Genomic DNA, 20,251 nt, shown 5'->3' with positions numbered 1-20,251 from the left:
ATCCTGTCAAAAAATATCTGGCGCACGACACTGAATCACAACGATCGGCGTCTAGCTCTTCATGAATCAGGTCGGTTCGCAATTGGCTGTTGGTGAGAACGCCTCCAGGATGCGGCACTCGGCCATCTTGCCGCCCGTGCAGCTCGCTATCACTCCCGACAGCTCGCGCCTGAGCGCGGTCAGGTCGGCGATCTTCCTGTCGATTTCCTCCAGGTGAAGATTGGCGATCTCGTCCACCGTGCCGCAGTCTCGATCATGCTGGCCCGCGAGATCGAGCAAGGTCCTGACCTCGTCCAAGGAGAACCCGAGATGTCGAGTGCGGCGGATGAACCGCAGCCGCTGCACGTCGGCCTGACCGTATATCCGGCGTCCTGACGCGGTTCGTTCGGCAAGCGGCAGCAGCCCGCCCGCCTCGTAGAACCGGACGGTGTTGACCTTGGTCCCTGTCAGCTTGGCCAAGTCGCCGATCATCAACATCCTGCATCCCTCAGATAATGCTTGATCCTACAGTTGCTGTAGATCGTAAGGGGCCGCGATGACCACAAGCGAAACCACATCGTGCGGCTGCACCGGCGATACGAGTCGTGCGACGCGCGACCCCGCGTATCGGCGCGCGCTCCTCAGCGTCATCGTCCTCAACCTCGGATTCGGCGCGCTCGAGATCGTCGGCGGTTTCCTCGCCGACAGTCAGGCGCTAAAGGCCGATGCGCTCGATTTCGTCGGTGACGGCACGATCTCGCTCCTCGGTCTGCTGGCCCTCGGCTGGACGGCACGGGCACGGTCCCAGGTGGCGCTGGCGCAAGGCGCGTTCCTCGCGCTGCTCGGCATCGGCGTCCTGGCGTTCGCCGCGTGGCGCGCGATAAACGCGCTCGCGCCCGAGGCCGACCTGATGGGCGGGATCGGGATCGCCGCCTTGGCAGTCAACGTCGCGGCCGCGCTGATGCTGGCGCGCTTCCGCGATGGCGACGCAAACGTCCGCGCGATCTGGCTGTTCAGCAGGAACGACGCGCTGGCGAACGTCGCCGTCATCGCGGCGGCGGGAATGGTCGCATGGACAGGCAGCGCATGGCCCGACCTCGCCGTCGCGGGCGTCATCGCGCTGATCTTCCTGCATTCGGCGTGGGAGATCATCAGCGGCGCGTCCGCCGAGATGCGGGGTGACACCGCACACAGAAGGGCTCGCGCATGATGATCGCCCGCCATCTAGCCTTCGCAATCGGGCTGGCAATCGCCGCGAGCCCGGCAATCGGGCAGACCTACCCCGGCCCGGTCATGTCGCTCGACGACGCACTCGCCGCGGCAGGCGCGACCAACCCATCGATCGAGGCATCGCAGTCCGGCATCCGCGCGGCCGAGGCGCAGCGGAGTGTGGCAGGGCTGCGTCCGAACCCCTCGATCGACGCGATGGCTGAGAACGTCGCGGGCACCGGCGCCTACAGCGGCCTGCGCTCGTCGGAGACAACCGTGGGGTTGTCCCTTCCGCTCGAACTCGGCGGCAAGCGCTCGGCACGGGTTGCCGTTGCCAGCGCTCAGCTCGACAGGGCGACGTTGGGGGCGGCAATCGCGCGGGCGGACCTGCGGTTGCGGGTGACGCAGGCCTACAACGACGCGGTCGCCGCCCGGCGCAGGGCGGAGAACGCGCGCGAGCAGGTGGGCATAGCCGCCGAGGTCCTGCGGGCCGCTCGTGTCCGCGTCGCCGCAGGGCGCGCTTCACCGCTGGAGGAGCAGCGCGCCGACGTGGCCCGACTCAACGCCGAGGGAGCCGCCGAACGGACCGAGCGCTCCGCCCAGGTGGCGCTCGACAACCTTGCCAGGCTCACAGGGCGCGCCATGGGAACGCTTGACGGAGCGTGGTTCGCGCGCGTGGCCGCGACCGGCCCAGCACTCCCCGTCGCGACGGGGGACACGCTCGCCGTGGCGGCCGCCCGGGCCGACCTGACCACCGCGACCGCGCAGGTACGACTCGCGCGCAGCCAGCGAATTCCCGACGTCACCGTCAGCGCCGCCGCGCGTCGCCTGGAGGCCAGCAACGACATCGCGGGCGTGTTCAGCGTGTCGGTTCCGCTGCCTCTGTTCAACAACGGGCGCGCAGGGGTCGACCTCGCCTCGGCCCAGCGGCAGCAGGCCGACGCCCAGCGCCGCGCCGCAGTGCTGGACGCCGAGCAGGGGATCGCCTCAGCACAGGTGGACGCGGCGAACGGCGCCACCACGGCGCGCAACGCCACCGGGCCGACGCTGGCGGCGGCGCAGGAGGCAGCGCGTATCGCGCGGATCGGCTACCGCGAAGGCAAGTTCGGCCAGCTCGACCTGCTGGAGGCCGAGCGGACCCTCGCCGAGACACGTTCCGCCGCGATAGACGCACTCGCAGCCTACCATGACGCACAGGCCCGGCTGGAACGGTTGACCGCCCCGGCGCCCACCGACGCGGAGCTTCCACGATGACGACGATGATCAGCCGGTCTTTGCTGGCAATGCTCTTGCCGGTCGCGCTTGCCGCGTGCGGTGGTGGGACGACCGAGAACGAGACCGGCGAGATGGCCGGCATGGAGGGAACGGAAAAGGGCGAGGCGGGGGAACGCGCCGACAAGGACGCCGTCACTCTGACCGCGCGCCAGATCGCGGATGCCGGCATCGAGGTCGCGGCGCCGACGGTTGGCGGCGCGTCCGGCACGATCGAAGCCCCGGGCATCATCCAGGGCGATCCGCAGGGTGTGCAGGTCGTGTCCGCTACGCTGGGCGGCCGGATCGTCTCGCTCACCCGCAACCTCGGACAGTCCGTAGCGCGCGGTGACGCCCTTGCCGTCATCGAGAGCCGTGAGGCCGCCTCGCTGAAGGCCGAACTCGAGGCAGCCGGCGCGCGTGCCGCCCTTGCCCAGTCGAACCTGCGGCGGGAGCAGCGGCTGTTCGCGGAGCGCGTGTCACCCGAGCAGGACCTGATCGCCGCGCGCACCGCGGCAACGGAGGCCGGCATCGCGCTGCGGCTCGCGCGGCAGCAGCTCGGTGCGACCGGCGGCGGCGGGGGCGCGCCCAACCGGATCGCCATGCGCTCGCCCATCGCGGGCAAGGTGATCGCGCGCCCTGCGGTGCTCGGCCAGGCCGTCGACGCGAACGCGGAGCTGTTCCGGGTGGCGAACCTGGCCAAGGTGACCGTCACCGCCTCGCTGTCGCCAGCGGACGCGGGCCGGGTGCGACCAGGAACCCGCGTAGAGGTAACTGCCGCAGGACGACGGCAGGAAGGGCGCGTCACCTTCGTCTCGCCGATCCTCGACGAGACCACCCGGCTGGTGCAGGTCATCGTCGGGCTCGACAATGCCGGATCGACTTGGCGTGTCGGCGAGCCCGTGACCGCCGCGGTGATCCTGCCGTCGACCGGGGGCGGCGGCATCTCGGTGCCGTCCACCGCCATCCAGTCGGTCGAGAACAGGACCGTCGTCTTCGTGCGCACGCCTACCGGCTTCCGCGCCGTGCCGGTCGCGACCGGCCGCCCGAATGGGGACAGGATCGTGGTCACCTCCGGGCTGACCGGCAAGGAGCGGATCGCGACGACGAACTCGTTCACGCTCAAGGCCGAACTCGGCAAGGGCGGCGAAATGGACATGGACTGATGCTCAGCCGCCTCGTCACCTTCTCGGTCGAGCGCCGTTGGCTCGTCCTCCTGTTCACCGCGGTCGCCGCCCTCGCGGACGTGTTCGCGCTTCAGCGCCTGCCGATCGACGCCGTCCCGGACATCACTAACAACCAGGTCCAGGTCAACGTGATGGCGCCATCGCTGTCACCCGACCAGATCGAGCGCCAGGTGTCCTTCACGATCGAGACGGCGTTGAAGGGCATCCCCGGTCTGGAATTCACCCGCTCGCTGAACCGAAACGGCTTCGCGCAGATCACCGCGGTGTTCTCCGACTCCACCGACATCTACTTCGCCCGCCAGCAGGTCAGCGAACGGATCAACGCGGCCCAGAGCCGGCTGCCGCAGGGCGTGATGCCCGAGATGGGTCCGATCGCCACGGGGCTCGGCGACATCTTCATGTGGACGGTGGAATACCGCGAGCTTGACCGCGTCCGGCACCGAGACGGCGACCCCGGCGTCCAAAGGGACGGAAGCTACATAACCCCGGAAGGCGAGCACCTCGTCTCCGAGCGTGACAAGGCGACCTACCTCCATACCGTTCAGGAGTGGATCGTGGCGCCACAGCTGCGCGGCACCGATGGCGTGGCCGGCGTCGACTCGCTCGGCGGCTTCGATCGTCAGTTCCTCGTCGTCCCCGATCTCCAGCGGCTCGCTGCGCTCAGGCTGACGATCGACGACCTTGCCCGAGCGCTGGAGCGCAGCAACACCAGCATCGGCGCGGGCACGGTCGACCGCAACGGCGCCGGGCTGTTCGTGCGATCGGACGCGCGCGTGCGCACCGCCGACGAGCTGGCGCGCAACGTTGTGGCGACCCGGGAAGGCGTCCCCATCCTGCTCAGCCAGGTCGCGACGGTGCAGGCGGGTCAGGGCATCCGGACGGGCTCGGCGTCGGAGAACGGCCACGAGGTGGTGGTCGGCACGGCGGTGATGCGTATCCGCGAGAACAGCCGGACCGTCGCGACCGCGGTCCGCGAGCGGCTCGGCGAGATCGGCAAGTCGCTGCCCACCGACATCGTGGTCAAACCGGTCCTCGACCGCACCGACCTGGTCAACTCGACGATCTCCACCGTCGCCCGCAACCTTGCGGAGGGCGCGGTGCTGGTGATCGTTGTCCTGTTCCTCTTGCTCGGCAACTTCAGGGCGGCGCTGATCGCCGCGCTCGTCATCCCCATCACGATGCTGCTGACCGCCACCGGCATGCTGCGCGCGGGCGTGTCGGCTAACCTGATGAGCCTCGGCGCGCTCGACTTCGGCCTCATCGTCGACGGCGCCGTCATCATCGTCGAGAACGCGCTTCGGCGACTTGGCGACCGCCAGCACGAAACGGGCGACCGACTCGCCCTGCGCGAGCGGCTCGACATCGTCGCGGCGTCGGCGCGCGAGATGATCCGGCCATCGGTCTATGGCCAGGCGATCATCATACTCGTCTACGCGCCCCTGCTCACCTTCACCGGCGTCGAGGGCAAGATGTTCGAGCCGATGGCGCTGACCGTCATCATCGCGCTGGTGTTCGCCTTCATCCTCTCCGTCACGTTCGTGCCCGCGGCGATCGCCGCCTGGCTCAGCGGCCGGGTGGAGGAGAAGGAGAGCCGGATCGTCCACTGGCTGCGGCGCCGCTATGAACCCGGTCTCGCCGCCGCCATGCGCCGACCAACGCTGACTATGGGCGGCGCGGTTCTCGGCGTCGCCGCCGCGGCGCTCGCGTTCACCACCCTCGGACAGGAGTTTCTGCCGCAGCTCGACGAGGGCAACATCCTCGTCCAGGCCTGGCGCCCACCCGGCACGTCGGTCGAGCAGAGCCAGCGCATGCAGTTCGCGGTCGAGAAGACGATCTCGCGGGAGCCCGAGGTCCGCTACGCGTTCTCGCGCACGGGCACGTCCGAGATCGCCTCCGATCCGATGCCGCCGAACGCCACGGACACCTTCGTGATCCTGAAGCCCCGCAGCGAGTGGCCGGAGCCGGGCCTCCCGAAGGAGGAGCTGGTCGAGCGGATCGAGGAGCGGGTCTCGACCATTCCCGGCAACAGCTACGAGATCACACAGCCCATCCAGATGCGGTTCAACGAGCTGATCGCGGGCGTGCGTGGCGACCTGGCGATCAAGGTGTTCGGCGATGACTTCGGGCAGATGAACGCCACAGCCAACAGGATCGCCGACGTCCTGCGTAAGGTCCGCGGAGCCGCCGATGTGCGCGTCGAGCAGACCGAGGGATTGCCCTTGCTCGACATACGACCGAACCGGGACGCTATGGCCCGCGTCGGCGTCACGGCAGGCGATGTGCAGGACGTCGTCGCGGCCACCGTCGGCGGCCGGGAGGCCGGCATGATCTTCGAGGGCGACCGTCGGTTCCCCGTCGTGATCCGTCTCGCCGAGACATCGCGCTCCAACCTTCAGGCGCTCGGTCAAATTCCCGTTCCGACGGCCGGCGGCTCGTTTGTGCCGCTCGCCAGCGTTGCGGAGATCGGCATCGGTGACGGACCCAACCAGATCAGCCGCGAGAACGGCAAGCGCCGCGTCGTGGTGCAGGCGAACGTCCGCGGCCGCGACGTGGCCGGCGTCGTCGAGGACGCGCAAGCCGGCATCGCTGCGCAGGTGCAGCTTCCAGCCGGGACCTATCTCGAATGGGGTGGGCAGTTCGAGAACCTCGCCTCGGCGCGCGCACGGCTCGCCATCGTCGTCCCGATCTGCTTCGCCGCCATCATGCTGCTGCTCTACGGCGCACTAGGCAGCGTCCGCGACGCGGCGCTCGTGTTCACCGGCGTGCCGCTGGCACTGGTCGGCGGCATCCTGGCGCTGCTGCTCCGCGGCCTGCCGTTCTCCATCTCCGCGGCCGTCGGGTTCATCGCCCTGTCCGGTGTCGCCGTGCTCAACGGCCTCGTCATGCTGAGCTCGATCCAGGAACTCGTTCGACAGGGACGGGTCAGAGCCGAGGCGGCGCGCGAGGGTGCGCTCCTCCGATTCCGGCCCGTCGTGATGACGGCGCTTGTAGCAAGCCTCGGCTTCGTGCCGATGGCCTTGGGTCACGGCGCGGGTGCCGAGGTGCAGAAGCCGCTGGCCACCGTGGTGATCGGAGGGCTGATCTCCGCGACGCTACTCACCTTGTTCGTGCTGCCGACGTTGTATGCACGCTTCGGATCGTTGAGGAGGGAGGGGGATACTCCGAGAGTGTCCGTGGGTGGTTAAATCTGTCGGCGCCTAGACCGGTTCGACTCAAGCACCCGATCACGTGCACGTTCCTGACGATCGGAAAGATCGCTGGTGGCAGCGCTGACTTTAGAGGGCGCGATGTCGAAAGTGATACGACCGTCTTCTCCGCTAATTGTGATGTTGCGTGAGCCGCTGAGCAACTTAACGCCAACTCTCCGTCCTTTTCGATGAAAGCTAAGCTCAGAAACTAGCTCATTGATGGCTAGCCGAACAGTGGTTCGAGCACGATGTCTAGTATCTTCGTCTGCACTATGCATGTCAGCGCGAACGGATGCAATTCTAGTTGCATGCTCCTCGGGAGAAACGTGGCCCCGTGCTAATAGTAGTCGATCATAAACCTCAGCAATCTGTATCTTCAAATTATCTTGCCCAACCTTCGCTTGACGATATGCCTCCTTGACGTCCTGGTCCCCTTTGTCGTCTCCAAGAAGATCGAGTGTTGATTTAGCTTTTCTGCGCAGCCGATCGAGATCCATACTCAGCTGTGCATGTTCAATCGACAACTGATGCGAAAGCGATCCTTCCGCGAAATGAGTATCGTCCAACGCATCAGACAGAATTGCGTCAAGAACAGCATCTTCTACGACTCCGTAATTGAAGCGGACATTGTTATGGCACTTATCGCCGGTGTCGCGAATGACTCCGCGTTGCATGTTATCGCATACGAGGTAATCCTCATGGACGATCCTTCCATCGGCCCGCGTCTTGGCACCTTTACTACGCATTGTCATCTTACCACCACAAGTGTCGCAGCGCCCCAAGCCGGAGAATAGATTCGCGACGCGGCGGCCCTTTCCGAGAGTCTTGCGCGATCTAGCCTGCATGCTTACTCGCGCTCTTGAATACAAGTCAGCGTCGATTACTGCTGGATAGTAATCAGCCACAGGCTGATCTACGATCGTGCGTGCAGCTCCTCTTGGCTTAACTCCGGGCTGAAACTCTCCGAGAACGGCGGGGCTGTTCAGGATCTTCTGAATATAAGAAGCGTGCCATGCGGACGACCTGCCGAATGTAGGAACTTCATCGGCGTTGAGTCGACGGGCAATTGTATGCTTTCCGGCTCCCTGAACGGTCTCTTCAAAAATGCGCTTAATGGTAGCGGCTCGACCAGGATCGACAGCGAAGGTCCGTTCCTCGGTTATAGTCAGCCACCCCGGAATTCGCGCCGTCATCACCTGCGTGTCGCCTGCGGCAAGGCGTGCCCTCTTATTCGCCCATGCCGATGCAATACGGCCACTTTTGGCGACCGACTCGTCGTTCGCGAGCGAGGCCTTGACGACGACCTCGATGATTGTCGCCATGTCGAGGTTGCCGCGATAGGTCCGATTGCCATCGACAGTGGCGATCGTGACACCCTTCTGCGTCATAGCACTGAGCCAGAGGAAGAACTGGCCCGGAGCCTCGCGGGAAAGGCGATCGAGCCGCTCGACGAGCAGGATTACGCCATTGGGGTATTTGTCCTCCTCGAACTCCCGCTGAAGTTTCCCCAATTCACCGAGGCGTAGGTGCACGCCTGTGAACGCAGACTGGCCCTCTTCTATGACGGGGGGACGGATGACGTTCCAGCCGTTGCGCTTCGCGTGATCGTAGCACAGCCCGAGCTGACGCTCCTTAGAATCCCCCTTGGACTGCTCAGCACTGGACCAGCGCACGTAGATGATGGTATCCATACGCAATTAGCTACCATGAGGTGTAGCTTGACACAACCTGCTGATGGTCGGGCCGCCGGGCGCGGGCAAATCGCTGATGGCGGCGTGTTTGCCTGGAATCTTGCCGCCGCTGGACGCCGCCGACGCGCTGGAAGTGTCGATGGTGGCGAGCGTGGCGGGGACGTTGCAGAACGGTCGGCTGACGCGGACGCGACCGTATCGCAGCCCGCATCATTCGGCATCGATGGCGGCACTGGTCGGCGGCGGACTGAAGGTGAAGCCGGGCGAGGTGAGCCTCGCGCATCTGGGCGTGCTGTTCCTCGACGAACTGCCCGAATTCCAGCGCGCGGTGCTCGATTCGCTGCGGCAGCCGCTGGAGACGGGCACCGTGAGCGTGGCGCGGGCCAATGCGCATGTGACGTTCCCGGCCCGCGTGCAGCTGGTCGCGGCGATGAACCCGTGCCGCTGCGGGCATCTGGGCGATGCGGCCCTGGCCTGTTCGCGCGCGCCGAAATGCGCGGCGGATTATCAGGCGAAGGTGTCGGGGCCGTTGCTCGACCGGATCGACCTGCATGTCGACGTGCAGGCGGTGAGCGCGGCCGATCTGGTACTGCCGCCGCCGGCCGAGGGGTCGGCCGAGGTCAGGGCACGGGTGGCGGTGGCGCGCGGGGTGCAGGCGGCGCGCTACGGCGAGCATCCGGTGCGGACCAATGCCGAGATCGACGGCGTGCTGCTGGAGGCGGTGGCGACGCCGGACGAAGCGGGCCGCAAGCTGCTGGCGCAGGCCAGCGAGGCGATGCGGCTGTCCGCGCGCGGTTATACGCGGATCCTGCGGGTGGCGCGGACGATCGCGGACCTTGGCGGGAGTGAGACGGTGGGGCGGGTGCATGTGGCGGAGGCGTTGAGTTATCGGCGGCAGGTCCCGCGGAGTTAGGGGGGCGCGTGCCAAAATTGCCGTCTGTCCTGAGCTTGTCGAAGGACTGTCCTTCTTTCTGCCGTTGAGAAAAAGGGCAGTGCTTCGACAGGCTCAGCACAGACGGGATTGGGGGTGATGTCCACACTCCAATTCGATCAACAGCCGCTTCGCCTCCAGCCCGCCGGCGAAGCCCGTAAGGCTGCCGTTGGTGCCGATCACGCGGTGGCAGGGGGCGATGATCGAGATCGGGTTCCGGCCGTTCGCGGCACCGACCGCGCGAGAGGCGGTGGGGCGGCCGATCGCGCGCGCGATATCGCCATAGCTGCGGGTTTCGCCGAACGGGATGGCGAGCAATGCCGCCCAGACGCTTTTCTGGAAATCGGTGCCCCGGAAATCGAGCGGCACGGTGAATTCGGTGAGCGTGCCGGCGAAATAGGCGGCGAGCTGGCGTTCGGTTTCGGCAAGGATGGGGTCGGCCGGGTCTTCGAGCATCGCGCCGAGGCGGACGCGGTCGGGGGCGTCGTTCTCCCACAGGATCGCGACGAGGCCGCTCGCGCTGGCGACCAGCTTCAAGTGTCCGACCGGGGAGGGCATCGTCTTGTAGGCGTAGGTCATGGTTCGCGTCCTTCCTGTATCCTTTGGATAGGGCAGGATGGGCGGCGATGCTTTCCGATTCCTGCGCTCAAAAGGAATGCTTGGCCCAATATTCGAAGGCGACGCCGTGAAGGCGGCGGACGAAGGCCAGCGCCTCGGGGCCATCCCACGGGCCGGCATAATCATGAGGCGATTGCGCGAGACCGACCCACCAGCCTTGCCCCGGCAGACGATCCGACTCGCGCACCACCAGCACCGCCAGTTCGGGCTCGCCGTCCGCCGCGGCGCGGGCGTCGATCGCGTCGAGCGTCTTGCACATCGCGCGCATCTTCGGCCGGGTGAAACGGTGGCCGAGCGCGAGGAGGATTTCGGAATAGCTGATCGCCCGCCGCTCCCGCGCGGCCGCGATCAGCAGGGCGCGGACATGCGCGATGTCGGAAACGGGAATGGGGAAGTCGGCGTCGTGCATCGCCGGACCATCCCCGGAGAAAGCCTGGCGGGCAAGTCCAGCGAAAGGGGGTGGACGGGGCGGGACCAGTTATGCCATCTGCGCCGCTCGCGATTACGGGAGCGGCAACGCTCGATCCGTCCTGGCCGATGCGGGCGTGGTGGAACTGGTAGACGCGCCGGACTCAAAATCCGGTTCCGAAAGGAGTGTCGGTTCGATTCCGACCGCCCGCACCAACTTTTCGATCGAGAGGCCAGTCAGCGCGGAAGCGCGATGATCGCGTTGAGGCCGCCTTCGGGGCGGTTTGCCAGCACGATCTGACCGCCGGCATCGCCGACGATCGCGCGCGCCAGGGCCAGGCCGAGACCGATGCCGCCGGTGTCGCGGTTGCGGGAGGTTTCGAGGCGCGTGAAGGGATCGAACACGTCGCCCAGCCGATCGGCCGGGATGCCGGGGCCGGAATCGGCGACGACGATCTCGACCCTGTCCGGTGTCGCGGCGATGCTGACCTCCGCGGTGGTGCCGTATTTCACCGCATTCTCGATCAGGTTGCGCACCGCGCGGCGCATCAGCGAGGGGCGGAGGCGCATGCGCAGGCGGGGCGTCTCCTCGTCGAACGACACGTCCGCGCCGAGATCGCGGAAATCCTCGACCACGGCATCGACCAGCGCGGCGAGATCGACCTCGGTCAGCGGTTCGCTCGGGCGACCTAGGCGGGCGAGGCTGAGGATATCGTCCAGCGTGCGATCCATCTCCATGATCGTATCGGCCATCTTGGTGCGATCGGCATCGTCCTCGACCGATTCGATGCGGACCCGCAAAGCGGCGAGCGGGGTGCGCAGATCGTGGCCGATCGCGCCGAGCATGCGGTCCTTCTCGTCCAGCATCGCGGTGACGCGCAGGCGCAGCGCGTTGAAGGCGCTGACCACGTCGCGCAGATCCTGCGGCCCCCCTTCCGCGATCGGGGTGTCGACCTCGCCGGGGGTGAAGTTGCGCGCGGCGAGCGCGAGGCTGCGCAAGGGGCGCGAGATGCGGCGGCCGATCCACAATACCGGCAGCAGGACGATGCCGTAGAGGATCAGCGTCTGCGCGATCGTGCGCCAGATCATCGCCATGTCGGCGCGGGGCCAGGGCGAGGTGAGGACGAGCCACGTGCCGCCGGCCTGTTCGACCGCGATGACCAGTTCGCCGCCGCGCCGGACCATGCGCTGGGCCAGGCGGGGATTGATGCCCTTCAGGCGCGGGCTGTCGGCGCGGACATCGCGCACGCCGGTCTCGACCCGGCCGACCTTCAGCCCGGCCTCGGCCAGCGCCTCGTGCACGCCCTGTTCGATCTCGGCGCGACGCTCGGCACCGGGCTTGATCGGAGAGGCGGCCATGGCCCGGACGCGCCCGCCGCGCCGCTCGGAGAAGCCGCCATTGTTGGCGCGCTCGACCGCATCGACGATCCGGGCGACGGCGGGGCCGGTGGCCTGTTCGTAGCGGAAGTTCTTCCGCTCCTGCAGCAACAGGGTGAAGTTGATCGCCTGGGCGAGGAACAGCGCGATGGCGATGATCAGCGCCATCTGGCCGGCAAGGCTGCGCGGCCATAAGCGGAGATGCTTCACAGGCGTGACACGATCATAACCGCGTCACTTCGGCGGCCAGCGTGTAGCCGCCGCCCCACACCGTCTTGATGAGGTCCGGATTCTTCGGATCGGCCTCGATCTTGCGGCGCAGGCGGCTGACCTGATTGTCGATCGCGCGATCGAAGGCGGCGGCCTCGCGGCCCTGCGTCAGATCGAGCAGCTGATCGCGGGTCAACACCTGGCGCGGGCGGATGACGAGCGCGTGGAGGAGATTGTATTCGCCGGTCGAGAGCGGGACGGAGACGCCCTCGCGATCGACCAGCGCGCGCTCGCCCGATTTCAGCACCCAGCTGGCGAAGGCGAAGGATCCGCTGTCCGGCGCATGCTGGCGCGTGCCGCCGGCGGCGGCGCGGCGCAGGATGACCTTGATGCGGGCGGAGAGTTCGCGCGGCGAAAAGGGCTTCACGACATAATCGTCGGCGCCCATTTCGAGGCCGACGATGCGGTCGGTCTCCTCGCTGCGCGCGGTGAGCAGGATGACGGGGATCTCGCCATTCTCGCGGATGTGGCGGGTCAGGCTCAGCCCGTCCTCGCCCGGCATCATGATGTCGAGCACGACGAGATCGATCGCATAGGCGGCGAGCCGCGTGCGCGCCGTCTCGGCGTCGCCGGCCTGGGTCACGCGGAAGCCCTGCTTGGTCAGATATTGCGCGAGCGGCTCGCGGATCGAGCGCTCGTCATCGACCAGCAGCAGATGTGGCAGATCTCCCATCGGGTCCGGGCTTAGCATGATACTCCCTGTAGGGAAGAAGGCTTGGGGGAAGGTGCCGGGCGGTGCGAGGCGTTTGGCGAGGCAGCCATTCGCCGGGAGCCGAGCGGCATTCGATACCGGTAGAGCGCGTCACTCCAAACTCTCCGTCACCCCGGACCTGTTCCGGGGTGACGGGGTGGGTGAGGAAGCGGCCCGATTACCCGGCCGGCGGGGGCGGGGGCATGGCGCCGGGGGCGTGCATCTTGTGGCGCGCGCGGGCGGCGGCGAGTTCGGTCTGGTCGACGAAGCCGTCCTTGTTGGTGTCCAGCCGGGCGAAGCGGGCGTCGGCCTGTGCGCGCATCTCGTCGCGGCTGATCCTGCCGTCCTTGTTCGCGTCGAGCCTGGCGAGCATCTTGCCGTGGCGGCCGCCGTTCATGGCGTGCGGGCCGTCCGCGCCGGGCGGCGGGGGCGGGGGGGCCATGCCGGGTGCGCCTTCGCCACCGCCGCCGCGCCGCATGTTACCCACGCGCTCCATCATCGCCTGACGCTCTGCGGAATCGAGCTTGCCGTCCTTGTTGGTGTCGAGCCGGTCGAACATCGCGGCGGCGCGCTCCATCGCCGAAGTGCGCGTCATCGGCCTGGCATTGGGGCGCGTCTGGCCGTTGCGGCCGACGAGTTCGTCGCCGGAGATCGTGCCGTCCTTGTTGGTGTCCCGCGCGTCGAAGCGCGCGCCGGCCTGGGCAAGGAATTCGGCGCGAGTGATCGTGCCGTCGCCATTGACGTCGGCCTGCAGCATGCGGCCGGGTTTCGGCGCGGCGGGGGCGGGGGCGGTCTGTCCGGCGATGGCGGCACCGGCCAGCGTGGTGCCGGCAAGCGCGGCGGCGAGAAAGAGCATCTTCATGGCCCTAAAATTTCCTTGTTCACGAACGACGCAGTCGATCCGCGTCCTGAACAGGGTAATGCACCGGGGCTGTCGTTGCGATGTGTCAGGCGGCGGGGGAAAGTGTCGCAACTTGTCGCAAATGGGCTGGGAGCGTGATTTCGTGGCAGAAGGTTTGAGATCGATTTGTCGTCCCTGAAACCGTCACCCCGGACTCGTTCCGGGGTCCACCAAGCGGCTTTCGTTGCGGACGATATGGGCGCCGGACTCGCGGCGCCGTCACCCCGGAACAAGTCCGGGGTGACGGTTGATTGGGGATACGGCGCGCCAAACATGGGACGGTCGATCGGCCCTATCTCACCCGAAGATCGCGACGCTCTGCATGCCCTCGGCGACCTTGACTCCGTCGGCGTTCCATACCGCCATCGTCTGGCTGGAGCAGCCGCCGCGCGCGAAGCTGGACTCGGCGGCGAGCAACCACCAGCCGTCGGTCGTCCTCGGTTCGGGCGTGAGCAGATTGATGATCCAGGTGAGCGAGGAGAGCGGCACGAATTCCTTGCCGAACAGCTTGAACGCGGCGGGGGGCAGCGCGTCGCCGATCGCCAGCATCTCGACCATCGGATCCAGCGCCGATCGATCGCGCAGCCGCGCCCAGCGGAGCCAGGTCGCGGCACCCGGTTCGTCCTTGTAGTCGAAGAACTCGAAATTGCCGGTGAAGAATTCCGGCGGGCCGACATACAGTTTATCGTCGGCGGTGGGCGGCGTGCGCGTGGCGGGCGCGGCGGCGTCGAGATCGACGCGCGATTGCTGCGGCGCCATGAAGACGAAGGTGGCGCGGTAGCCCAAGCCCGCATCGGACGTGATGTCGGACTGGATGAAGGCGGCGTTGCGGCCGCGACGCAGCTTGGTCGCGGTGACGGTGATGTCGCCGGCGAGCGGGCCGATGAAGGAGACCTGCGCCGAGCGGAGCGGGGGCAGGTCCGGCTCGATGCCCTGCGCGGCGTGGAGCGCGAGCGCGCTGGACAGGCCGCCATAAGCGGTACGGCCCTGCAGCCAGTTGGCGGGAATGTTGGCGGTGAAGCCGGTGTCCGTGGGCGTGGCGGCGGCGAGGATGTCGCGCAGCGTATTCATGCGTCGACCCCCGCGAGACGATCGCGCAATTCGCGTTTCAGCACCTTGCCGATCGCGCTCCTGGGCAGTTCCTCGATCGCGTGGAGTTCGGACAGCCGCTGCGTCTTGCCGAGCTGCGTGTTGGTCCATTGGCGGATGTCCTCCGCGCTGGCGTCGATCCCGGTGTGCGGCACGTAGAAACCGACCGGGGTTTCGCCCCAAGCTTCGCTCGGCACGCCGATGACGCTGCAATCCGCGACGGCGGGATGCTGGCGCAGCACCGCCTCGAGGTCGGTCGGATAGATGTTGAAGCCGCCCGAGATGATCAGGTCCTTCTTGCGGTCCATCAGGATCAGGAAGCCGTCCTCATCGAAGCGGCCGACATCGCCGTGGCGGATGTAGCGATTGCCCTCCGCATCGTGCCATTCGGCCGAGGCGGTGGCGTCCGCGCGGCCGTGATAGCCGGTCATCATCGTCGGGCTGCGGCCGACGACCTCGCCCATTTCGCCGGGGGCGACTTCGTTGCCGTCTTCGTCGATCAGGCGGATCTCGTGGCCGGGCAGCGGCACGCCGACGGTGTGGAGCTTGTCCGGATGCGCGGTGGCGTTGAGCCCGGTCGAGGCGCCGCCCTCGGTCATGCCGTAATATTCGAGCAGCATGCCGGGCCAGCGCGCGACGACGTCCGATTTCAGCGCGGCGGAGAAAGGCGCGCTGGTGCTGGTCTTGAGGCGGAAACTGGTCAGATCGAAGCCGTCGAAATCGGGCAGCGCCATGATGCGCTGATATTGGACGGGCACGAGCATGGTGTGCGTGGCGCGATGGCGTTCGGCGAGTTGCAGATAGCCGCGCGCGTCGAATTTCTTCATCAGCACGACGGTGCCGCCCCAGCCGAGCGTCGGCAGGAAGCTGACGAGCGTCGTGTTCGAATAGAGCGGCGTGGCGATCATCGTGACGGCTTCGCCGAACCCGGCGGCGGCGTTGCGCGCGATATGCGCCCAGCGCATCGCATGGCTCTGCACGATACCCTTGGGCGTGCCGGTGGTGCCGGACGAATAGATGATGTTGAAGCCGTCCTCGGGCGCCATCTCGACCGGCGTCGGCTCCGCGCCTTCGGGCGCGATCCAGGTGCCGAGCGACTTCAGATGGACGAGCTTGCCGGGAATGTGCCGGCCGGCGAGCGTGGTCGCGGCGTCGGCGTCGATGAAGGTGATGGGCGCGCCGCAATCGGCGATCATCGCGACCAGCGCCTCGCCGGTGGAGGAGGGGGCGAGCGGGGTGGCGACGCAGCCGGCGCGCAGCGCACCGAGGAAAACGGTGGCATATTCGATGCTGGCGGCGGCGACGATCGCGACGGACGATCCTTGCGCGATCCCGTCGCGCTGCAAGGCGGCGGCGATGCGGTCCATCAGCGCGTCCAGCCCGGCATAATCGAGTTCGCCGCCGGCCTCGGCCAGCGCGATCTTCTCGCCGCGGTCTCGGCCGTGCGCGCGGATCAGATCGGGGAGGGTGGCGAAGTCGCTCTCGAGCATCTCGGCGGCGGTCGGGGCGGCGGCGGTGGTTTCGGTTCCCATGGTTCGAGATCGCTAGGCCAGGCCTTCGCGAAATGCCATACGCAACGTTCGAAAAATGGAATCGGGAAGGGGCGGATGATGCAGGATGCGGTTGCGATCGTTACCGGGGGCGGCACCGGGATCGGGGCGTCGGTGGTGCGCAAGCTTGCCAAGCGTGGCGTGCGCTGCGTGATCAACTATGCGTCGAGCCGCGACGAGGCCGAGGCGCTGGCGGCCGAGGTCGGCACCGGTGCGATCGCGGTGCAGGCGGACATCGTCGAGGATGCGGCGTGCCGCGCGCTGGCCGGGGCGGCGGTGGACGCGTTCGGGCGGATCGACTTCCTGGTCAACAATGCGGGGCGGACCAAGTTCGCCGATCACGAGGATCTCGATGCGCTGGACGCGGAGGATTTCGTGGACATCTACCGGCTCAATACGATCGCGCCGTTCCAGATGATCCGCGCGTGCGCGCCGGCGATGCGCGGTGGCGGGATCGGCGCGGTCGTCAACGTGGCGAGCGTGGCCGGGGTGTTCGGCAACGGATCGTCGGTTGCCTATGCCGCGTCGAAGGGCGCACTGGTGACGATGACGCGCAGCCTGGCGCGGGCGCTGGCCCCGGCGATCCGCGTGAATGCGGTGGCACCGGGCTATGTCGGCACCGGCTGGTTCGAGAAACGGCTGGGCGAGGAGGGCTTCGCGGCGCTCAACGAACGAATCGCGAGCAAGACGCCGATGGGGATCGCGGCGGGGCCGGACGACGTGGCCGGGCCGATCGTCCAGCTGCTCGACCCCGACGCCCGCGCGATCACCGGCGAGGTGATGCTGGTGGACGCGGGCGCGCATCTGGACGTGGGGCTGAGCCGGCGGCCGGGGCGGGAGATCTGAGTTCATTCATTCCGGGTTCATATTACATTGACAGGGCATGATTGGTCACAGATGTAACCTTGGGGAGATTCTCATCCCGGGGGAAATTTTATCATGCGTTTGTTAGTTGTTAGCGCCGTCTTTGCGTCTGCGGTTTCCGGTACCGCCATTGCTCAGGTCGCTATTCCAGCCGCCACGGTGAAGCCTGTCGTGGCCACCGAAGTCGCACAGACCCCGTCCGCGACCGGCGTCGTCTTGCAGCCGGCTGCGGGCGAGAGCGTGCTGCGGGTTGGAACGCCCGTGCCGCTCAAGACGAGCGAGGAATTGACCACCAAGGGCAAGAAGCTGAAGGTCGGGCAGCGCTTCCAGATGGAAGTCGCGGAAAACATGACGGTCAACGGATCGATCGTGGTGCCCGCAGGATCGCCTGCGGTCGGAGAGATCACCGACGTGCGGAACAAGGGTATGTGGGGGAAGTCGGGCCATCTCGCCGCGCGGATCCTGTATCTGACGGTGAATGGTCGGCAGATTCGCCTCTCAGGCGCGTTCGACGACAAGGGCACTGCGGGCGGCATCGGTGCCGCGGCGGTGTCGGCGGTCGTGTTCCTGCCGGCGGGGTTCTTCATGACGGGCACTAGCGCGAAGATCGCGCTCGGCGCTCCGGTGAAGGGCTTTATCGATGAGGACGTGCCGTTCGTCGTCAACACGGCTGCGGTGAAGCCGCTCACGGTGGTGGCACCGGTCGCAAGTGTGCCGGTTTCCGGCGCGGTCGCACCCACGGTTCCGGTTGCGGTTCCGGCCAAGAAGTGAAGCGATTTCGGGGGCGGTCTGTTGGCTGCCCCCGTTTTTTTTGACCGCCTTAGCGGTTCCCCGGCGAAGGCCGGGGTCCAGGGGCGAAGTGCGAAGCTACGTCGCGCAGCGCACGATCACTTCTGTCTCCCGACTGGACCCCGGCCTTCGCCGGGGAACTCGTGATTGGCGGACGGTCGAGGCTTTCTGTCAGCCCCCGACCTTCGCGGTCTGGCCGAACAGCACCTTCTTCTGCTCGTCGGACATCGGGGTCTGGGTCGGCTGGATTGCCTTGCCCTTCTCGTAGGCGGCGATCGTGGCGGGACGGGCCTTGATCGCGGCATGCCAGCGTTTCAGGTTCGGGAAATCCTCGATGTCCTGGCCCTGCGCTTCGGGGAGGATCCACGGATAGCTGGCCATGTCGGCGATCGTGTACTCAGCGCCGGTGATGAAGTCGCGGCCCTCCAGGCGGCGATCGAGCACGCCGTACAAGCGGTTGGTTTCCTTGACGTAGCGGTCGATCGCGTAGGGCACTTGTTCGGGTGCGTAGCGCGTGAAGTGGTGGTTCTGGCCGAGCATCGGGCCGAGGCCGCCCATCTGCCACATCAGCCATTGCATCGTATCGGTGCGGGCGCGTTCGTCGTCGCCGATGAAGCGGCCGGTCTTGTTGGCGAGATAGAACAGGATCGCGCCGCTTTCGAACACCGCGATCGGGTTTCCGCCGCCGGTGGGGGCGTGATCGACGATCGCGGGCATGCGGTTGTTGGGGGCGATCTTCAGGAAATCGGGTTCGAACTGCTCGCCCTTGCCGATGTTGACGGGGACGATGCGATACTCGAGCCCGGCTTCCTCCAGGAACAGCGTGATCTTGTGGCCGTTCGGCGTGGGCCAGTAATGCAGGTCGATCATCGCATGCTCCTTGGTTGGTGCGCGCGAGGTGGGGAGCCGGCTCGGCTCACGCAACCGGTTCGGGCGGCGGTACGCGGTCCAGCACCTTCCACACGATGATGCCGAGCGCGATGAACGCGAAGATCGCCGCGAGCAGGAACGCCGCGCCGGGAAAGCCGCGATCGACGCCGAACGCCAGCGCCTGGGTCAGCAACAGGGGCGCAATGATCGAGGACACGCTGGTCATGCTGCCGATCCCGCCCTGCAACGCGCCCTGATGCGAGGCGTCGACGAGGTGCGAGAGCAGGCCGTTCATAGCCGGGAAGACGAAGCCGGAGAGGGCGCTGACCAGGAACAGCGCGTAGGCCTGCCAGCTGGCGGTGACGAAGGCGTAGGCCAGGAAGGCGGTGCCGCCCGCCGCGAGGCCGACGACCAGCGCGCGGCGCTCGCCGTAGCGGGCGATGAACTTGCCGGTCAGGCCCCCCTGCACGATCGCCATGACAAGGCCGACAAAGGCGAGGCTCCAGCCGATCGCCTTGGCATCCCAGCCGAAGCGGATCGCGGCCCAGAACGACCAGGTCGCGGGGTAGATCATGTGCGCGAGCTGCCAGATGAACCATGCGATCAGCAAAGGCGCGGCGAGGCCGGCGGCGAACAGCGGGCGGAACGCGCCGATGACGTGCGCGTCGCGCAGGTGAAACGGGCGGCGGTTCTCCGGCTTCAGCGTCTCCGGCATCGCGACCAGTATGACGAGCGCGTTGACGAACGCCAGCACGGCGGCGGCGATGAACGGCGCGCGGTGGCCGAACTGCGCGAGCAGCCCGCCGATCGCCGGGCCGACGATGAAGCCGATGCCGAACGCCGCGCCGATCAGGCCGAAAACGCCGCTGCGCTTTTCGGGCGGGGTGACGTCGGCCAGCACCGAACTGGCCGGGCCGTAGACCGCGCCTGCCGCGCCAGCGATGGCGCGGCCGAGGAACAGCCAGGCGAGCGTCGGGGCGACCGACATCAATGCGTAATCGGCGGCGAAGGCGAGCATCGAGAAGAGCAGGACCGGGCGGCGGCCGAACCGGTCGCTCAAGTTTCCGAGGATCGGCCCGGCGAAGAATTGCGTGACCGCAAACATCACCAGCATGTAGCCGGCGATGCGCGTCGCCTGTTCGAGGCCGACATGGCCAAGCTGGGTGATGAGCGCGGGGAAGACGGGCATGACGATGCCGAAGCCGATCGTGTCGATCAGCACGGCGGCGAGCACGATGGGAACGGCGCGGTGATCGAATCGCATGTCAGGGCCTTATGTCGGTGGGGCTTGCTGGCTTCGGCGGAGGGTTCTCGGCCCTGTCCTTCGGCTAAGCAAGAAGAAGGTTTGGGCTCGCACGAAGCCACGAAGACGCGAAGGAGAAAGGCGC

General features: G+C 67.2%; 17 protein-coding genes, 1 tRNA gene and 1 pseudogene. 8 read left to right on the top strand and 11 right to left on the bottom strand.

Annotated elements, in window-relative coordinates; translation table 11 throughout:
• Nucleotides 1-66: 66 nt before the first annotated feature.
• Complete coding sequence (locus ASG11_RS13365; RefSeq protein WP_055781052.1) at nucleotides 67-477, bottom strand: MerR family transcriptional regulator; 411 nt, start codon at nucleotides 475-477, stop codon at nucleotides 67-69.
• Nucleotides 478-535: 58 nt separating this feature from the next.
• Here ASG11_RS13365 and ASG11_RS13360 point away from each other — a divergent pair, with 58 nt between their 5' ends.
• From ASG11_RS13360 to ASG11_RS13345, 4 genes are read left to right on the top strand one after another with little or no spacing between them, the layout of a single operon-like run.
• Nucleotides 536-1,189, top strand: coding sequence for a cation transporter (locus ASG11_RS13360; RefSeq protein WP_055781049.1), 654 nt, complete (start codon nucleotides 536-538; stop codon nucleotides 1,187-1,189).
• On the top strand, nucleotides 1,186-2,442 hold the full coding sequence (locus ASG11_RS13355) for a TolC family protein (RefSeq protein WP_055781044.1): 1,257 nt from the start codon (nucleotides 1,186-1,188) through the stop codon (nucleotides 2,440-2,442). Before ASG11_RS13360 ends, ASG11_RS13355 begins: the two co-directional genes overlap by 4 nt.
• A 5-nt stretch (nucleotides 2,443-2,447) precedes the next feature.
• A complete protein-coding gene (locus ASG11_RS13350; protein WP_055782671.1) occupies nucleotides 2,448-3,605 on the top strand; it encodes an efflux RND transporter periplasmic adaptor subunit in 1,158 nt (385 codons plus the stop codon).
• Nucleotides 3,605-6,811: an efflux RND transporter permease subunit gene (locus ASG11_RS13345; protein ID WP_055781042.1), complete on the top strand. Its 3,207-nt coding sequence runs from the start codon at nucleotides 3,605-3,607 to the stop codon at nucleotides 6,809-6,811. The genes ASG11_RS13350 and ASG11_RS13345 overlap by 1 nt, the downstream gene beginning before the upstream one ends.
• Here the strand turns inward: ASG11_RS13345 and ASG11_RS13340 are convergent.
• Nucleotides 6,808-8,505: a recombinase family protein gene (locus ASG11_RS13340; protein WP_055781039.1), complete on the bottom strand. Its 1,698-nt coding sequence runs from the start codon at nucleotides 8,503-8,505 to the stop codon at nucleotides 6,808-6,810. The genes ASG11_RS13345 and ASG11_RS13340 overlap by 4 nt on opposite strands.
• 31 nt (nucleotides 8,506-8,536) lie before the next feature.
• On the opposite strand from ASG11_RS13340, the pseudogene ASG11_RS13335 reads away from it, so the two are divergent.
• Nucleotides 8,537-9,418: pseudogene (locus ASG11_RS13335) on the top strand (YifB family Mg chelatase-like AAA ATPase); the annotation flags it as partial.
• Nucleotides 9,419-9,511: 93 nt separating this feature from the next.
• Here the strand turns inward: ASG11_RS13335 and ASG11_RS13330 are convergent.
• Together ASG11_RS13330 and ASG11_RS13325 are read right to left on the bottom strand one after the other, a co-directional pair.
• Nucleotides 9,512-10,015: a methylated-DNA--[protein]-cysteine S-methyltransferase gene (locus ASG11_RS13330; protein ID WP_055781036.1), complete on the bottom strand. Its 504-nt coding sequence runs from the start codon at nucleotides 10,013-10,015 to the stop codon at nucleotides 9,512-9,514.
• Between the two features lie 67 nt (nucleotides 10,016-10,082).
• Nucleotides 10,083-10,463 (bottom strand): hypothetical protein, encoded by a 381-nt coding sequence (locus ASG11_RS13325; protein WP_055781034.1) that lies wholly within the window; start codon nucleotides 10,461-10,463, stop codon nucleotides 10,083-10,085.
• Between the two features lie 130 nt (nucleotides 10,464-10,593).
• Between ASG11_RS13325 and ASG11_RS13320 the strand changes: the two genes are divergently transcribed.
• Nucleotides 10,594-10,678 (top strand) — tRNA-Leu (locus ASG11_RS13320).
• Between the two features lie 21 nt (nucleotides 10,679-10,699).
• Here ASG11_RS13320 and ASG11_RS13315 read toward each other — a convergent pair.
• The 5 genes from ASG11_RS13315 to ASG11_RS13295 all read right to left on the bottom strand — a co-directional run bounded on the left by ASG11_RS13315 (nucleotide 10,700) and on the right by ASG11_RS13295 (nucleotide 16,322).
• Complete coding sequence (locus ASG11_RS13315) at nucleotides 10,700-12,007, bottom strand: sensor histidine kinase (protein WP_082472845.1); 1,308 nt, start codon at nucleotides 12,005-12,007, stop codon at nucleotides 10,700-10,702.
• Nucleotides 12,008-12,062: 55 nt separating this feature from the next.
• Nucleotides 12,063-12,782, bottom strand: a complete 720-nt coding sequence (locus tag ASG11_RS13310; protein WP_055781028.1) for a response regulator — start codon at nucleotides 12,780-12,782, stop codon at nucleotides 12,063-12,065.
• Nucleotides 12,783-12,978: 196 nt separating this feature from the next.
• On the bottom strand, nucleotides 12,979-13,662 hold the full coding sequence (locus tag ASG11_RS13305) for an EF-hand domain-containing protein (protein WP_055781025.1): 684 nt from the start codon (nucleotides 13,660-13,662) through the stop codon (nucleotides 12,979-12,981).
• Between the two features lie 336 nt (nucleotides 13,663-13,998).
• The gene (locus tag ASG11_RS13300) at nucleotides 13,999-14,772 is read right to left on the bottom strand and encodes a thioesterase family protein (RefSeq protein WP_055781022.1); all 774 of its coding nucleotides are present in this window, start codon (nucleotides 14,770-14,772) and stop codon (nucleotides 13,999-14,001) included.
• Nucleotides 14,769-16,322, bottom strand: coding sequence for a class I adenylate-forming enzyme family protein (locus ASG11_RS13295; RefSeq protein ID WP_055781021.1), 1,554 nt, complete (start codon nucleotides 16,320-16,322; stop codon nucleotides 14,769-14,771). Before ASG11_RS13295 ends, ASG11_RS13300 begins: the two co-directional genes overlap by 4 nt.
• A 78-nt stretch (nucleotides 16,323-16,400) precedes the next feature.
• Between ASG11_RS13295 and ASG11_RS13290 the strand changes: the two genes are divergently transcribed.
• Together ASG11_RS13290 and ASG11_RS18795 are read left to right on the top strand one after the other, a co-directional pair.
• Complete coding sequence (locus ASG11_RS13290; protein WP_055782668.1) at nucleotides 16,401-17,186, top strand: SDR family NAD(P)-dependent oxidoreductase; 786 nt, start codon at nucleotides 16,401-16,403, stop codon at nucleotides 17,184-17,186.
• 189 nt (nucleotides 17,187-17,375) lie between these two features.
• Nucleotides 17,376-17,975, top strand: a complete 600-nt coding sequence (locus ASG11_RS18795; protein ID WP_236697520.1) for a hypothetical protein — start codon at nucleotides 17,376-17,378, stop codon at nucleotides 17,973-17,975.
• Nucleotides 17,976-18,164: 189 nt separating this feature from the next.
• Here the strand turns inward: ASG11_RS18795 and ASG11_RS13280 are convergent, their stop codons facing one another.
• Nucleotides 18,165-18,863 carry a glutathione binding-like protein gene (locus tag ASG11_RS13280; protein WP_055781014.1) on the bottom strand — a complete coding sequence of 233 codons (699 nt, stop codon included), beginning with the start codon at nucleotides 18,861-18,863 and terminating at the stop codon, nucleotides 18,165-18,167.
• Between the two features lie 46 nt (nucleotides 18,864-18,909).
• On the bottom strand, nucleotides 18,910-20,127 hold the full coding sequence (locus tag ASG11_RS13275) for an MFS transporter (protein WP_055781011.1): 1,218 nt from the start codon (nucleotides 20,125-20,127) through the stop codon (nucleotides 18,910-18,912).
• Nucleotides 20,128-20,251 lie beyond the last annotated feature (124 nt).

It is taken from the genome of Sphingomonas sp. Leaf357 (genome assembly GCF_001423845.1).
Lineage (GTDB): Bacteria > Pseudomonadota > Alphaproteobacteria > Sphingomonadales > Sphingomonadaceae > Sphingomonas.
This window is presented reverse-complemented; position numbering and strand designations above follow the sequence as displayed.

Excerpts from the sequence above, each read along its gene's own strand:
- ASG11_RS13355 (WP_055781044.1), top strand. The coding sequence starts at position 1,186 with ATGATGATCGCCCGCCATCTAGCCTTCGCAATCGGGCTGGCAATCGCC.
- ASG11_RS13340 (WP_055781039.1), bottom strand. The coding sequence starts at position 8,505 with ATGGATACCATCATCTACGTGCGCTGGTCCAGTGCTGAGCAGTCCAAG.
- ASG11_RS13325 (WP_055781034.1), bottom strand. The coding sequence starts at position 10,463 with ATGCACGACGCCGACTTCCCCATTCCCGTTTCCGACATCGCGCATGTC.
- ASG11_RS13310 (WP_055781028.1), bottom strand. The coding sequence starts at position 12,782 with ATGGGAGATCTGCCACATCTGCTGCTGGTCGATGACGAGCGCTCGATC.
- ASG11_RS13295 (WP_055781021.1), bottom strand. The coding sequence starts at position 16,322 with ATGGGAACCGAAACCACCGCCGCCGCCCCGACCGCCGCCGAGATGCTC.
- ASG11_RS13290 (WP_055782668.1), top strand. The coding sequence starts at position 16,401 with ATGCAGGATGCGGTTGCGATCGTTACCGGGGGCGGCACCGGGATCGGG.
- ASG11_RS13360 (WP_055781049.1), top strand. The coding sequence starts at position 536 with ATGACCACAAGCGAAACCACATCGTGCGGCTGCACCGGCGATACGAGT.
- ASG11_RS13350 (WP_055782671.1), top strand. The coding sequence starts at position 2,448 with ATGATCAGCCGGTCTTTGCTGGCAATGCTCTTGCCGGTCGCGCTTGCC.
- ASG11_RS13345 (WP_055781042.1), top strand. The coding sequence starts at position 3,605 with ATGCTCAGCCGCCTCGTCACCTTCTCGGTCGAGCGCCGTTGGCTCGTC.
- ASG11_RS13280 (WP_055781014.1), bottom strand. The coding sequence starts at position 18,863 with ATGATCGACCTGCATTACTGGCCCACGCCGAACGGCCACAAGATCACG.
- ASG11_RS13275 (WP_055781011.1), bottom strand. The coding sequence starts at position 20,127 with ATGCGATTCGATCACCGCGCCGTTCCCATCGTGCTCGCCGCCGTGCTG.
- ASG11_RS13365 (WP_055781052.1), bottom strand. The coding sequence starts at position 477 with ATGTTGATGATCGGCGACTTGGCCAAGCTGACAGGGACCAAGGTCAAC.
- ASG11_RS13300 (WP_055781022.1), bottom strand. The coding sequence starts at position 14,772 with ATGAATACGCTGCGCGACATCCTCGCCGCCGCCACGCCCACGGACACC.
- ASG11_RS13330 (WP_055781036.1), bottom strand. The coding sequence starts at position 10,015 with ATGACCTACGCCTACAAGACGATGCCCTCCCCGGTCGGACACTTGAAG.
- ASG11_RS13315 (WP_082472845.1), bottom strand. The coding sequence starts at position 12,007 with ATGGCGCTGATCATCGCCATCGCGCTGTTCCTCGCCCAGGCGATCAAC.
- ASG11_RS13305 (WP_055781025.1), bottom strand. The coding sequence starts at position 13,662 with ATGAAGATGCTCTTTCTCGCCGCCGCGCTTGCCGGCACCACGCTGGCC.